At 39.4% G+C, this 13,251-nt stretch carries 13 protein-coding genes and 3 pseudogenes; 6 read left to right on the forward strand and 10 right to left on the reverse strand.

The features are described 5' to 3' along the window. Positions 1-107: 107 nt before the first annotated feature. The 3 genes and pseudogenes from AC3WJF_RS09985 to AC3WJF_RS09995 form a co-directional block, all read right to left on the reverse strand. Positions 108-464: pseudogene (locus AC3WJF_RS09985) on the reverse strand (GNAT family N-acetyltransferase); the annotation flags it as partial. Between the two features lie 21 nt (positions 465-485). Next, on the reverse strand, positions 486-662 hold the full coding sequence (locus AC3WJF_RS09990) for a GNAT family N-acetyltransferase (protein ID WP_492451687.1): 177 nt from the start codon (positions 660-662) through the stop codon (positions 486-488). A gap of 165 nt (positions 663-827) precedes the next feature. Beyond that, positions 828-1,586: pseudogene (locus tag AC3WJF_RS09995) on the reverse strand (phosphotransferase enzyme family protein); the annotation flags it as partial. 92 nt (positions 1,587-1,678) lie between these two features. On the opposite strand from AC3WJF_RS09995, the pseudogene AC3WJF_RS10000 reads away from it, so the two are divergent. The 3 genes and pseudogenes from AC3WJF_RS10000 to AC3WJF_RS10010 all read left to right on the forward strand — a co-directional run. Beyond that, positions 1,679-1,840 (forward strand): annotated as a pseudogene (locus tag AC3WJF_RS10000) (IS91 family transposase); the annotation flags it as partial. Positions 1,841-2,336: 496 nt separating this feature from the next. Beyond that, positions 2,337-4,484, forward strand: coding sequence for a sensor histidine kinase (locus AC3WJF_RS10005; RefSeq protein ID WP_492451689.1), 2,148 nt, complete (start codon positions 2,337-2,339; stop codon positions 4,482-4,484). 4 nt (positions 4,485-4,488) lie between these two features. Then, on the forward strand, positions 4,489-5,196 hold the full coding sequence (locus tag AC3WJF_RS10010; protein ID WP_492451691.1) for a response regulator transcription factor: 708 nt from the start codon (positions 4,489-4,491) through the stop codon (positions 5,194-5,196). Between the two features lie 270 nt (positions 5,197-5,466). Here the strand turns inward: AC3WJF_RS10010 and AC3WJF_RS10015 are convergent, their stop codons facing one another. Together AC3WJF_RS10015 and AC3WJF_RS10020 are read right to left on the reverse strand one after the other, a co-directional pair. Continuing rightward, positions 5,467-7,521: a flagellin N-terminal helical domain-containing protein gene (locus tag AC3WJF_RS10015; RefSeq protein WP_492451693.1), complete on the reverse strand. Its 2,055-nt coding sequence runs from the start codon at positions 7,519-7,521 to the stop codon at positions 5,467-5,469. A 158-nt stretch (positions 7,522-7,679) separates the two neighbouring features. Continuing rightward, positions 7,680-7,874: a carbon storage regulator gene (locus tag AC3WJF_RS10020; protein WP_492451695.1), complete on the reverse strand. Its 195-nt coding sequence runs from the start codon at positions 7,872-7,874 to the stop codon at positions 7,680-7,682. 1,032 nt (positions 7,875-8,906) lie between these two features. Here AC3WJF_RS10020 and AC3WJF_RS10025 point away from each other — a divergent pair. Next, complete coding sequence (locus AC3WJF_RS10025; RefSeq protein WP_492451697.1) at positions 8,907-9,131, forward strand: hypothetical protein; 225 nt, start codon at positions 8,907-8,909, stop codon at positions 9,129-9,131. Between the two features lie 390 nt (positions 9,132-9,521). On the opposite strand, the gene AC3WJF_RS10030 is transcribed toward AC3WJF_RS10025, so the two are convergent. Together AC3WJF_RS10030 and AC3WJF_RS10035 are read right to left on the reverse strand one after the other, a co-directional pair. Continuing rightward, positions 9,522-9,680, reverse strand: coding sequence for a carbon storage regulator (locus tag AC3WJF_RS10030; RefSeq protein WP_492451699.1), 159 nt, complete (start codon positions 9,678-9,680; stop codon positions 9,522-9,524). 120 nt (positions 9,681-9,800) lie between these two features. Further along, positions 9,801-10,001 (reverse strand): S-layer homology domain-containing protein, encoded by a 201-nt coding sequence (locus AC3WJF_RS10035; protein WP_492451701.1) that lies wholly within the window; start codon positions 9,999-10,001, stop codon positions 9,801-9,803. 119 nt (positions 10,002-10,120) lie between these two features. Between AC3WJF_RS10035 and AC3WJF_RS10040 the strand changes: the two genes are divergently transcribed. Continuing rightward, complete coding sequence (locus AC3WJF_RS10040; protein WP_492451703.1) at positions 10,121-10,360, forward strand: hypothetical protein; 240 nt, start codon at positions 10,121-10,123, stop codon at positions 10,358-10,360. A 499-nt stretch (positions 10,361-10,859) separates the two neighbouring features. Then, positions 10,860-11,114 carry a hypothetical protein gene (locus AC3WJF_RS10045; RefSeq protein ID WP_492451705.1) on the forward strand — a complete coding sequence of 85 codons (255 nt, stop codon included), beginning with the start codon at positions 10,860-10,862 and terminating at the stop codon, positions 11,112-11,114. A 212-nt stretch (positions 11,115-11,326) separates the two neighbouring features. Here the strand turns inward: AC3WJF_RS10045 and rpsI are convergent, their stop codons facing one another. The 3 genes from rpsI to truA form a co-directional block, all read right to left on the reverse strand. Beyond that, a complete protein-coding gene (rpsI, locus tag AC3WJF_RS10050) occupies positions 11,327-11,719 on the reverse strand; it encodes a 30S ribosomal protein S9 (RefSeq protein ID WP_213096042.1) in 393 nt (130 codons plus the stop codon). Positions 11,720-11,740: 21 nt separating this feature from the next. Then, a complete protein-coding gene (rplM, locus tag AC3WJF_RS10055) occupies positions 11,741-12,178 on the reverse strand; it encodes a 50S ribosomal protein L13 (RefSeq protein WP_492451707.1) in 438 nt (145 codons plus the stop codon). Positions 12,179-12,488: 310 nt separating this feature from the next. After that, positions 12,489-13,244: a tRNA pseudouridine(38-40) synthase TruA gene (gene truA, locus AC3WJF_RS10060; RefSeq protein ID WP_492451709.1), complete on the reverse strand. Its 756-nt coding sequence runs from the start codon at positions 13,242-13,244 to the stop codon at positions 12,489-12,491. Positions 13,245-13,251: the final 7 nt, after the last annotated feature.

Genomic DNA, 13,251 nt, shown 5'->3' on the forward strand with positions numbered 1-13,251 from the left:
TGAACCAAAACGATAGATGTTAGTTGAATACATTTTGCTAATAAAAGTTTATCCTACAATCACATACTAATTGTGTTCGTTAGTTTGATATTTAATATACCTTAGTTTTAGTTCCAATCTCTTTTTAACAAAGAAAAGGAATAATGGTCATAATATTTGCCCCTAAATAAATGCTTATCTCTATATACTCCTTCATTTACAAATCCAAGTTTCTCCAATAACTTCATAGAGTTCACATTGTCTAAAGCAACATAAGCGTTAATTCTATTCAATTTCATATGATTAAACCCACTTTCTATTGCACTAGCTAAAGCCTCTTTCATATATCCTTGTCCCCAATATTCGTGCCATAAATCATAGCCTATTTCTGCAATATTGTTCATTCTGTCCCAATAATCATATCCACAGGTTCCAATTGGTTCTTGGTTAGCACCTTTTTTGACTAATACCCAACGATTGTGTCCCTTTTCTTCTGGATCTTTATTTCATTCAACAAACTCTATTGCATCATTTCTACTTATAAATAATTCTTCATCATATAAAAATTCACAAACTCTTTCATCACTAAAAAGCCTATAAATAAAATCAATATCTTCATTATTTACATTTCGCAATAACAACCTATCTGTTTCTAAATTCGGAAATTTTTTATGTTCAATCATTTTGACGACCCCTAATCATTTATTCTGGCATATATTTCATAACAGTAGCATCAGATGTCTATTCATGGACATTTTGCCAATCATCATATGTAAATTTACGAATTATTAATCTATCTGTTGTTATATCCATATTACTTCCTCCATTAAGGATCACAAGTCGTGATTCTAAAGATTAAGAAATGAATGATTGTGTTCAATTCTCATTCTAAAATGGTTCATTATTCTTATCTGTTCTTCAGTTAACTTTTCTTTATTCCAGTACATATGCATTAAGCTATATTCAAATACTTCTTTTAACTTTATAAATAGGGGAAGTTTATCTAACATTTCCTTGGAAAGGTCATTTTCCTCTTGGTATCCTTCAATGATTGCTTTTGTAATACCCCTTCCATATTCAACTATGTTCCCACTTCCGACAAATGAATACTCTATCGCACTATATATTGGAACTGCTAAATCAAAGATATAAAAATTTTTCTCACAATCTTGAAAATCAACCATTGACAGTATTAAATCATGATCTACCAATATATTCTCTAACCATAAGTCACCATGTAATAATCCATAATTAGAATGATCTTTTGGCATGTTTTTAATTATTGTTAAAACCTCTTGTGCAACATCTCTAATCGTAATCTCTTCCTCAGGAATGTATTTCAGGAAAGCATATTCCTCATTTTGATGCCAATCGTTGATATATCTAATCGGATGTATCTCCTCAAATTTCTTAGAGAGACGATGCAATCTACCTATTTGCCTACCTAACTCTTTTAAAACATTGGCATTCCATTGATTTCGTGGTAAGTGTTTACCAGGAGCAGATTCATAAAGAACTGTTAACACTTCCTTGTTACTAAGAATTATCCTTTCTACTTCTTTACCATTCAATGAAACTATTGCAGGCGATACACCTAATCCTTCTTTACTAGCTATCAACATAATATTCCCAAAATATTAGTTTCAAAAAATTACAATGCAATTATTGATGATCACCTTGCTAAACTAACTCCCCCGTTAGGTGTGAATGCTACTATGAATACAAGGGAGAAGTCTGTCTTCAGGATGGTAAACTAGAAATAAAGGTAGCATTGTGCCCCCTCACTAGAGCCTATTTAGAAATGGTGATTAACGATCTTACCGGTATCAAAAACCCGCCAAAAGGGGAAGAAAAACAATAGTTTAAGCCAATCCAAGAAACAGTGCGTCAGCTTTGTTTGTTTAGTGTGTCACGAAAAGGAAGAAATAATTTTAAGTCTTGTAAGGGACTTTGATTTAATGGATGATGGAGATCCAACTACTCAATCAATGTTTTCACGCGAAAAATGTAGTGGTCTAATGTATCGAGAATATTATGAGGGAATACATGAAATAAAGTACAGACTTTCGGATAATCTCTTACCCCAAAAATGGCCGGGCGGTTTTTGCCTGGTTTTCTTAAATATAAGAAAGTATAAGTTTTACTCTATACCGAACTTATATTTCTTGGAACGAAACGCGCCGTGCCGCCAAAGGACGGGGATAGCCGTTTCGCCTTACGTTCAAAAAAGAACCTCATCGTGATGTTTGTGTTCAACGCCTTGCAAATATTTGTAGGGTACATTTTCCTTTAATGATGATATTATTTAGATAATTAACTTATTTATTGCGATTTTGTAGATTGGGGTTAGGTTCATAATGAGGGGTATTCTCCGATTCGGTTCTCGTACTATTTTGCTTCATATAGCTGCTGCCGTTGTTGTTGGTTTGGTTGCAAGCTATGCCGTCATCTCCGCACCGGACTCCCAAAAGTTCCAAAGTGAAAAAGGCATTCTGGATTTAACGCAAGTTCATGTCAGTGAGAATCCGATAAAGTTAAAAGGGGAGTGGGAGTTCTACTGGCAAGAGCTGCTGTCACCCGAGGACATACAGATTCGTTCTACAAGGGACGGAAATCATGACCGCTGGATCAGCATCCCGGGCTCCTGGCTAGGCTATCAGTTAGATGGTCAGCAGCTGAACGGTACAGGCTTTGCGACCTTTCGGTTGGTCATCCAACTTAGTGAGCAGGATAGGAATAAGCGGCTTGCTCTGCGGCTGCCTACCATCTTTCATGCGTATAAATTATGGGTTAATGGAGAGTTGCTGGCAGAAGTTGGTGTAGTTGGTCAGGACAAGAGTAGCGTGACCCCGCAGCTGGCAACGAAGCTGGTATTCTTCCAGCCCAAGAATGACAGGGTGGAGCTGGTTATGCAAGTAGCCAACTTTCATCATAAGCGAGGCGGCATCACCAAGTATATAGAGTTGGGCGGCAGTGATGTGTTAACGGTCAGGACAAATCTTAGAATCGCCTCTGAAATGTTCATCACTACAAGCCTGCTGGTGATTGGCGTGTATCACCTGCTGTTGTTCATACTGCGGCGCAAAGACAAGGCTACATTGTATTTTGGTCTGTTCACAGCGTTGTTTGGTATCCGATCATTGCTGGTCGGCGAGCACTTGATCACACAATTGTGGCCAGCTATTCCATGGGAATTGCAGTTCAAGATCGAGTACCTGATTCTTTGCAGCAGTGCTTATATCATCACGATGTACTCTGATTGCATCTTTCCAAATTATGTTTCTCGTTGGTTTCTTCTTGGCACTCGGATCGTAACTAGCGCATTATGTATCGTTATTGTGGTGACCCCCGCAATAATATATACAAAAATGTTACTATTGATCGGTGTGATTATTGTTCTGCATATGGTTTATCTGATGGTTGGGCTGGTCCGAGCGGCTTTGCGGCGTATGGAGGGAGCGCTGATCTTCCTGCTGGTGTCGGTAGTTACGTTGGTTACTGTCATCAACGATTTTTTATATTACAACGAATGGTCTCCGATCGGAAATACATCTCCGCTTGGTCTGTTGGTATTTACGATTGCACAGATGATTTTACTTTCTACGAGATTTACGAGGGCGGCATCGAACGAGGAGAGGATTGCGCGTGAGCTGCAGGACGCTAACAACAAGCTTACCGAAATGAATATGAATTTGGAACGGACCGTGAAGGAACGTACACAGGACTTATCCGCAGCTCATGATGATCTTCGCATTTCGTATGACCGGTTGCTTCACTCCGAGCAAGGGAGAAAGAAGCTCCTTGCCTATATTACGCATGATCTGCGTATGCCGCTGTCCAGCATGCTTGGTTATGTAGAAGCTGTGCAGGACAGGGTCAAGCCGGAACGTAATAAACAGTACCTGAAGTATATCCGGGATAACACGATAAGGATTAACCGCATGATCGAGGAGTTGTCCTTCTTGTCGCATTTGGAGACGGGACAAGTTTCGTTCCGAATGGAACCGGTTCATGTGATTCACTTCTTGCGTGGTTTTTTTGAACAATATGAGCTGGTTGTGCGTGACGCAGGGTTGGATTTCACCCTGGATATCGGAGATGCGGAAGATCAACGATCCAACTTGCTTGTTGTCGAGATGGATCCGCAAAGATTAGACCAAGCTTTATTTAATCTAGTGTCGAACGCGATGAAGTTCACCCCTAGAGGGCGGCTGGTGCGTATTGCGCTGGCTATGGACGAGGTGAATCATACCCGCTATGCGAAAATTAGCGTACAAGATTCTGGCACGGGTATTCCTCCAGATCAGCTCGAGCAAATCTTCGTTCGCAATTACAAATATGATCGACCGGGCGTGGAGAAGGGAGTACAAGGCAGCGGGCTCGGGCTGGCGATTTGCAGGGAAATCGTACAAGCGCATGGAGGGACGGTTTGGGCGGAGAGCGACGGCAAGACAGGATCGATATTCTATGTATCGCTTCCTTGTATTGTAAATGAAGGAGGGTGACGGTGTGGTGGACACTCACAAAATAATGATCGTCGATGATGATCCACATATCTGCGAGATGGTTCAGGTGTATTGCGAGAGGGAGGGTTTCATATCCTCCTACAGTTATAGCGGGACAGAAGCCATGAAGCTGCTTGAGTCTTTCAAGCCGGATTTGATTGTACTGGATGTACTGCTGGCTAATGAAAACGGCATTGATTGGTGCATGAACGCACGTAGCTACACGAATGCGCCGATCGTGTTTCTGAGTAGCCGTAAGGAAGACGAGGTGAAAATTAGCGCATTATCCTATGGCGGCGACGATTATGTGACCAAGCCGTTCAGTCCTGGAGTACTCATGGCCAAGATCAAGGCTCATCTTCGCAGAGTGTCGACGGGCAGAAAGGAACAACTGCTGGAGTTACCGGGTATGATGCTGGATTTCTACGCACAGTCCGTCAACATGGGTAGTGAAACTATCTTTTTATCGAAAAAAGAGTTCAGCCTACTGTCCTATATGGCACAAAACGTTAATCGTGTCGTCAGTGTTGATACGTTGTTTCAGCTCATCTGGGGAATGGAGAGTCTGGAGGATACGAGAACGGTCGCTGTACACATCAGTAATTTACGCAAAAAAATCGAGGCTGACCCTGCCAATCCTGAGAGAATCATTACGATTCGGGGGGCAGGATATATGCTGGTTGCCAGAAATGCGTTGCAAACGCGAACATAGCGTTAAAGTTGGTAGTGTGACAACGACTGCCGCTAACTTACTACTTCGAGAAGGGTTACTTATCTAGCGAAACCGATGTCACAAGTCTGCTACATTGTCCCCAAAAGTGGTCGCATGAGAAAGAGGATCCCAGACTTCATGCAAAACAACCTCCAATTCCACCTATGATAAAGTGGAGATGGAGGTTGTTTTTGCAAAAGAAATTAGTGATAAATGGAAACTGAAAACGATAAATGCGCCTTTGTGAAAACCCCCTCGTAATTTTGGGAGTTAACGGAGCAACTGCAGCACGCCTTGTGGCTGTTGGTTCGCTTGCGCCAGCATCGCTTGCGCAGCTTGGGAAAGAATTGAGTTCTTCGTTTGTTCCATCATTTCTTTCGCCATGTCTACGTCACGGATACGAGACTCAGCAGCTGTTAAGTTTTCAGAAGATGTTCCTAAGTTGTTGATTGTGTGTTCCAGACGGTTTTGGAATGCACCAAGGCTAGAACGCTGTGCAGATACTGATTTGATAGCATTGTCAAGTACAGTAATTGCATTTGCAGCGTTATCAAATGTAGTAACATCTAAGGCAGATTCTACATCTGTACTATTTGTTCCGTCTGTAACATTTTTATCAGCAGAGAAACCTGTACCCGTCCCCACGATACCTAGGGCTGATGCTCTCATATCATTAATAGCTACTGACATGGATTGATTTTCATTAGCACCAATTTGGAAACTTAATGATTTATCAACAGTAGTTGTCGTATCTGCTGTTTTACTTGTTTCAACAGCTACTTTCTCAGTTTCAAATTTGAAAATACCGGAGAAGTCAGTAGCATTCTGTGCATCTAAATCGAATGAAACACCATTTGACTCATAACTAATTGATGAGGTCCCATCCCAAGAAAGTGTAGATTTTGAAACAGAAACACCTTTATCATCCTGAAGGTCTACAATAAGGTCAGTGCCGTCCCATGCGATTTTAGTTTGTGCAACATTAGCAAGTAATTCAGGAGAATCACCATCGACTTTAAAGTTAGTTAATTGAGCCCCTTGTCCAGCTAGAGTAGTAGAAGCATCCACTCCATCAGCGATTGCTGAAGAAGACTCCCCTGTTGTTTCAGTACCCGGTGTACCAGTAACGGTTACTGTAATACCTATGAAGCTGCCACCTTGTGCTTTAAAAGCCGCTTCAATTGCATCCTTAATATCTGAATTGCTAGAAAAACCTCCATTAGTATCTGTATCGTCAAAGTCCCCATCGATAATGATTTTTTTATTAGTTGTATCAATAGTTGCACTTGCAGTAGTGTCATCCGCTATTATTCCAAACTCAATTGTATAGCCATTTAAAGTTGCCCCTGCACCTGTAAAATCAAAAGATAGTGCACCAGCAGTTACTTGTCCTGGTGCCGTTTCAGGAACAGGTGTTGCTCCTGGAGCAGTATTAGTTGTAAAATCTTGTATAGTAGTTGCTGTTTGAACACCCCCGGTTACGTCAGCCCCAACTATATTTAAATTTATGTCAACTTTCTCATTTTCTGCCCAGTTTTTAACCTCTTCGCCTGTAAATGAAAATTTGATTCCATGATTATCAAAAGTATATGTGTCCGTTTCTAGGTCGTGTGCAAGAGCTTCTGCCTTAATTTCAAGCGTGTTTGCTCCGCCATCTACACCTTTAAAATCTAATTTAAATCCGTCTGCATCTCTTGTAATAGATAATTTATTCGTTTGTGTTATGTCTAAGTCTGACCAATCAAACCCGTTTGCAGCTGTACCAGAAAATCCAACATCAAAATTCACTTTGGAGTCATCGCTTGACCAAGTAGCTGGTTGCAGTCCAACGGTAACTGTTTGGGATTTTGCCTTTACTACATCCACAGATATTGTTTTACCTGGAGTAGTAGTAGAAGTAATCGCTCTTTCTCCGTTGAGAAGCTTCATTGTATTGAACTCAGTAGTGTTACCTATTCGGTTGATTTCAGAAGTTAATTGATTGATTTCTGTTTGGATTTCTTTACGGTCATCTGTTGTATTTGTATCGTTTGACGCTTGAACAGCTAGTTCACGCATACGTTGAAGAATTGAATGTGTTTCGTTTAATGCACCTTCAGCTGTTTGAAGCAAACTAACACCATCTTGTGCATTTTTAGCCGCCATATCCAATCCTCGAATTTGTCCACGCATTTTTTCTGAGATTGCTAGCCCTGCTGCATCATCCCCAGCACGGTTGATACGAAGACCTGAAGCTAGTTTCTCCATTGATTTAGATTGTGCATTTGTAGCACTACTTAATTGGCGGTGCGTGTTTAGTGCCGCAATGTTGTGGTTAATTATCATTTCTCATTACCTCCATGTGGTGTGTTTTAGGATGCCTATCCATTTGCACCCTTTGAATCGCATAGCCTGTACTCACAAGTCATTGATGGATTGCGCGCTAATCCAAAACAAGGAACTGTAAGTCAAACTGTTATCTTCCTTGATTTCACCACTCGTCCTTAAGTGGCAGTGGTCTCGACCTTTTTTGCTAAGGCTATATTGTTTTCTTCCCATAACTCTCCACGAACAATAGAAATATGCCTCGGTGCTTCAATCGCCAAGCGTAAATGACCGTCATCGCTTTTAATGACCTTTACCATAATGTTGTTGTCGATCAGCACATATTCTCCTGGTTTTCTACCTAACACGAGCATTGGCTCATCCCCTTATCCCGCTTATTAAATTGACATAAAAAAATGAGCAAACAGGTCGCTGCCCTTCTTCCTCCTGAAGAATGACGGCGACTTATTTGCTCATCCTAAGTCTCGTAATTATTAAATAAATTATTTAATTGTGAAAAAACTACATTTAAACAGCAAAAAGACGAATAAATAGGCATATGTTTCAAATGTTCCTCCTTGAAACTACATGCGTATTTACTCGTCCATGAGTAATCTGATATGCGATTAATTTATATATCGGCAATTTTCTTGAAATGTTTAATCTTTTTGTGAAAAAATCTTTTTGGAAGTTGAGAGAATTTCATAATAAAAGGCCTTACTGGGTTTGAGTTTTTAACGAGTGAAAAAAGGAGTACCTCCCCAAAACTCGAAGTGTTAAGTACCTTTACTACATACCAGAGAAAAAAAAGGAATGACTGCAGATGTAGAGTATTCAACAAGAAAGTCTGTTTTCCTTGGAGAATTTATTAGAAATGTCGCCAAAGGACGGCATAGCCGTTTCGCCTTGCATGATCAGGTGTAGAGAGCAGCTTATGGTCTTAGGCCGTATGTGGAAAAGAAGCCAGTCCATTTGAAAATCGGCCGAGTGATTCTTCGTTTTTACCAATCAGATACTACCAACGATCATCTGTTTGAGTTCGTGGAAGTATTTCTGCGTTTCTTTTGATCAAGCAGAAGCGGTTCTTGAGCAGTTGCTGATGCACGTAAACAATTTGGTGGATCTAGCCAGAATCTATGTCATCTAGATAACGATGTACGCTTTCAAAAAAGAGAGGAAAAAGCGAGGGAAATTGCTTTAATGGTAATGGCCGAGGTTGGGTTGAATATTCCGCCCAAAGCCTCGCATCTATCTATTATGGCTTGGCCTATACGCAATTATCACTTGCAGGGAAAATGAACCACCTGAATGACTTGCCGATGAGCTGGGATCTGTTGCATAAAGCATTAGCGGATATTGTCATGGCTTTATCGTTGATTTAATTTAAGGTCAATAGGGAATTGCCAGTGATTATGTTTGCCAAATATGTTCGAATGTCTTTAAAGCAAGGCCACTCCGAAGCGTTTTCCATTGCGCAGGTTCTTATGCCATTGCTGGCTACCGAATTTAAAAGTTATAGAGCTGTTTTACGTTTTACTGAGGTTGCTCTTAACTATTTTTGCATCCGATCCATATATCCAACGGAGACGATTCAAGTCGATTTTGTGCTTGCCCATCCGTTATCCGGATAACCGGGACTGCGTTTTGTACCTGGAGTGCTTATAATTCAGACCGTATGGAAGTATTGGAAATGACATTCTCGCGAATAGTCTATTTGAAGCTCTGGCAATTACAAAGATAATGCTGACGGAGAAGCTAAGACTACTGAAGTAAAAATAATGGCTTCTTTGGTCGAATCGCTTACGAATCGAGAAATGGATATCCTTCGTCTCAAGGCGGAGAGTTTCTCGAATAATTGGAATCCAAGGAAGGACTGCTGAAATTCACACCTTCAACATCTATGGAAAGCTGCAAGTAAATAGAAAGGTATAGGCAATCTCCAAAGTAAGGGAACTGCAGCTATTGGACTAGTTCAAAGCTGCCGAAACGAAAGCTTGCATTAAAAATCGAGATACTTGTGTTTATTCTTGATTAAGTAATTCTCCGCGAACGATAGAGATATCTTTTGGCGCTTCAATAGCCAAGCGTAAGTGCCCCTCTTCACTTTTAACTACCTTTATGATAATTTTTTCGTTGATCACTATGTATTGTCCGGGTTTTCTTCCAACGACCAGCATCATACTCACTCCTTTACCGTGAAGAATCTTTATGTGATTTGAACATTTTTTACGAGAATTATCATAATTCGTTCAATTTTCAATGTCATTCAACCTAAACTATCGGTTCACCAAAGGCATGAATTATGCTCTTGTAATCGCGCCATCCAGCTTAAATGAGCCCTCCCCATAACCCTTAATAAGCCCTTTGCCAATCCAAACCTCCAGCTGTTTCTCCTCCCAATGCCCATGGCGCCTGACTTTGTACCCTCGCTTGCTGCGTAGGATGCAGGGGGGCATGCTCAGTAGCAACGCTAAAAACAAACTTACCATTCGCCTTTTCATGGAGCTTTCGGACTGAAGTATGATAATTTATATCGATTTTCCTCCTTGTATTTTATCATGGTAGATTAGCCCATTAAAGAAACTTAAAGAAAACTTTAAGTTCGCGCTCGAGATAAAGTATGCCAAAGAAACAGATTACAAAGATAATCGGCTGTAAGCGATGCGATATTAGTCAAAAACGAAAAAACTCTAGAAGAGTTATTTATCTTGATGAAAAGACATCTGAAGTTCTTTTGAAATTAAAGGAATTGAATAAAAAGTTAAGAAACAATACTAGGAATCCTGAAATTGAACACTATTTATTTCCGAAAATTACCGACTTAAAACCAATGCGATTAGCTTATCCAAAACCCATTTAACCAAAACGTCTGACCAGTATTTAAGTAACTTACTAACAGAATATATATAAGATGTAAATAGGGAGCCTTATAAAACAAGACAGTGAATTTCTTTCAAAAAATAATTCCAGTCACTATCTATTTTTTGTACTTTTTTTCAATAAAAAAACCTGCTTGGAATTAACTTCCAAACAGGATCAAACCCAGTAGTATCAAGTGGTTTAACGTTTTGAGAAATATACTTATGAATTTTAAGTATATCAAATCTATTGTAATCCTTTCATATCAACATTCTACGTATTTAAAAAGGATTGAAGATGATACTTCTTGAACCAATTTGAACCAAAACGATAGATGTTAGTTGAATACATTTTGCTAATAAAAGTTTATCCTACAATCACATACTAATTGTGTTGGTTAGTTTGATATTTAATATACCTTAGTTTTGGTTCCAATCTCTTTTTAACAAAGAAAAGGAATAATAGTCATAATATTTGCCCCTAAAGCTCTGGCATTAGAAATGGAATTAGCGAAAGGAGAAGGTAAAGAACTCGCCCACAGAACAACAACCTCTGCGGACTTCTTCGAGAATTGGATTTATCTTGTAAAGGTAAACGATATTAAAGAAACGACATTTCAAAACTACGTTCGTACTTTAGGGGTTATTAGAAACCTATTTCGGGATATCCGATTAAAAGATTTAATGATATTGTCGTTTAAAAGAAAATTGATGAATATGCTCCTGGCTTTATTGCAAATGATTTTGCTCGTTTAGTGAAAACACGTGGAGAGAACCCGTCAAAGCGAAACAAGGCTTTATCTATCTATCAACTAAGAAGTATATGAGCTTATTCGTAAAATCTCTGTTAGAGAGAATGGTTATATTTTTAGCTTTGGAGGTTTTAAGCAATCCAAATTATTATCTGGAATTTATGCCAGAAAAAAACCCCCAGCCAAAATGACTGAGAGTCTTTGAAACGCCCATAATTAACGTTTTGAGAACTGAGGAGCGCGACGTGCACCTTTAAGACCGTATTTTTTACGTTCTTTCATACGTGGGTCACGTGTTAATAAACCAGCTGGTTTTAATGTTGCACGGTAAGCTGGATCTGCTTGTAATAAAGCACGTGCAATACCATGACGGATTGCACCAGCTTGACCAGTAAATCCACCGCCGTTAACATTTACTAATACATCATAGCTGCCTAGTGTTTCAGTAGCAACTAGAGGTTGTTTGATTACTTCGATTAAAGCTGCAAATGGAATATAGTTTTCTACATCACGACCGTTAATAACGATGCTGCCGTTACCTGGAACTAGGCGAACACGAGCAACAGAGCTTTTACGACGTCCTGTACCAATATATTGAACTTGTGCCAAAATAATACCCTCCCTTATAAATTATCCGCGAAGTTCGTACACTTCTGGTTTTTGTGCTTGATGTGGATGTTCTGCACCAGCATAAACATTTAGCTTTTTAATCATTTGGCGTCCTAGAGATCCTTTTGGAAGCATGCCTTTAATAGCAAGCTCAAGCATTTTCTCAGGATAGTTTGTACGCATTTCGTTTGCTGTACGAGTTTTTAAACCGCCTGCAAATTGTGTATGACGGTAATAAATTTTATCAGATAGTTTTTTACCTGTTAATTCAATTTGAGATGCATTGATGATAATAACATGATCACCAGTGTCAACATGTGGTGTGAAAGTTGGTTTATGTTTACCGCGTAAAATAGATGCTACTTCACTAGCTAGGCGACCTAAAGTCTTGCCAGCAGCGTCTACAACATACCATTTACGTTCAACTGTATTTGCATTAGCCATATACGTAGTACGCATTCGTTTACCCTCCTAAAAAATCAAAAATTTCATTAAATGTATTTATTTCATCACAATAAGTTTCCGGGGCTTATCGTGGGATTAAAAACAATACCATAGGTTATAATATCTTTTTCTGACAACAATGTCAAGAAAATGTTACACCTGGTTTAGTTGTGTTAGATAGAAACTTTAAAAACAGTCTCTTATTCGATAAAAATACTTAGTTGTTGGTCAACACCTAATTAAAAAAGCCTTAATGACGCAGGAATAACAACGCAGTGAAAATAGGTTGGCCAACAACATCTACATACGAAGTATTAGAGTGAAATCATAAAAAACTAGACTCATCATAAAACACTTTCCACAAGTACAATCCTTCCGGTCCCGCCGTTTTCCCAGCAAGTTTTCGGTTTTGCTGTTCTATAATCATCGGAATCTGCTCAGGCTTCTTTCTACCTCTTCCGACCTCTAATAAAGTCCCCATAATAATTCGTACCATATTATATAAAAATCCATTGCCTACAAACTTAAAAATCAATTCATCCTTTTCCTGAGTAAAACTAATTTCGTGTAATGTCCTTATTCTGCTCGAGACCTTCGTTTTGGCGGAGCAAAAACTCGTAAAATCATGAGTCCCTAAGAAGTAGCCCATTGCTTCTTCAATAGCATTCAAATCTAATTTATATGGATAATGATGAGAATAAAAGCGTTTAAATGGATCTCTTTCACTACTTGTGTACACCCGATAGTGATATTCCTTTCCTACTGCAATATGCCTAGCATGAAAGTCATCCTCTACCAGCTCAGCACTTTTCACTAAAATATCATCCGGCAATGTCGTATTAAGAACTGTTGGCCATTTGTCTACTGGAACATCTAGAGGGGAATCAAAATGGATTACTTGACCATGTGCATGGACACCTGCATCCGTCCTCCCTGATCCTTCCACTACAATATGCTGCTGTTTATGAATCCGGCGCAAGGCTTTTTCAAGCTCACCTTGAACCGTTCGATCTTTTGGCTGAATTTGATATCCACAGAAGCCCGATCCATCATATGAAATAATACATTTATATCGTGACATGTTAAAC

This window comes from Heyndrickxia sp. FW510-T9 (assembly GCF_058781025.1).

Excerpts from the sequence above, each read along its gene's own strand:
- AC3WJF_RS10005 (WP_492451689.1), top strand. The coding sequence starts at position 2,337 with ATGAGGGGTATTCTCCGATTCGGTTCTCGTACTATTTTGCTTCATATA.
- AC3WJF_RS10015 (WP_492451693.1), bottom strand. The coding sequence starts at position 7,521 with ATGATAATTAACCACAACATTGCGGCACTAAACACGCACCGCCAATTA.
- AC3WJF_RS10035 (WP_492451701.1), bottom strand. The coding sequence starts at position 10,001 with ATGAAAAGGCGAATGGTAAGTTTGTTTTTAGCGTTGCTACTGAGCATG.
- AC3WJF_RS10030 (WP_492451699.1), bottom strand. The coding sequence starts at position 9,680 with ATGATGCTGGTCGTTGGAAGAAAACCCGGACAATACATAGTGATCAAC.
- AC3WJF_RS10020 (WP_492451695.1), bottom strand. The coding sequence starts at position 7,874 with ATGCTCGTGTTAGGTAGAAAACCAGGAGAATATGTGCTGATCGACAAC.
- AC3WJF_RS09990 (WP_492451687.1), bottom strand. The coding sequence starts at position 662 with ATGATTGAACATAAAAAATTTCCGAATTTAGAAACAGATAGGTTGTTA.
- truA (WP_492451709.1), bottom strand. The coding sequence starts at position 13,244 with ATGTCACGATATAAATGTATTATTTCATATGATGGATCGGGCTTCTGT.
- AC3WJF_RS10045 (WP_492451705.1), top strand. The coding sequence starts at position 10,860 with ATGGAATTAGCGAAAGGAGAAGGTAAAGAACTCGCCCACAGAACAACA.
- rplM (WP_492451707.1), bottom strand. The coding sequence starts at position 12,178 with ATGCGTACTACGTATATGGCTAATGCAAATACAGTTGAACGTAAATGG.
- AC3WJF_RS10040 (WP_492451703.1), top strand. The coding sequence starts at position 10,121 with ATGCCAAAGAAACAGATTACAAAGATAATCGGCTGTAAGCGATGCGAT.